2 tRNA genes are annotated in these 248 nt (G+C 57.7%); both read left to right on the forward strand.

What is annotated here, in order from left to right:
- Positions 1-79: 79 nt before the first annotated feature.
- Positions 80-152, forward strand: a tRNA-Ala gene (locus SB724_RS21280).
- Between the two features lie 20 nt (positions 153-172).
- A tRNA-Met gene (locus SB724_RS21285) sits at positions 173-246 on the forward strand.
- Positions 247-248: the final 2 nt, after the last annotated feature.

The following is a 248-nucleotide window of genomic DNA, read 5'->3' on the forward strand; positions in this document are numbered from 1 at the left end:
GGAAGTAGCTCAGCTTGGTAGAGCACATGGTTTGGGACCATGGGGTCGCAGGTTCGAATCCTGTCTTCCCGACCATTTTGGGGCCTTAGCTCAGCTGGGAGAGCGCCTGCTTTGCACGCAGGAGGTCAGCGGTTCGATCCCGCTAGGCTCCACTTGATTTTAATTGTTTTTTGGCGGTGTAGCTCAGCTGGCTAGAGCGTACGGTTCATACCCGTGAGGTCGGGGGTTCGATCCCCTCCGCCGCTACC

Origin of the sequence: Bacillus sp. SIMBA_031 (assembly GCF_046535225.1) — a bacterium.
GTDB classification, from domain to species: Bacteria; Bacillota; Bacilli; order Bacillales; family Bacillaceae; genus Bacillus; species Bacillus velezensis.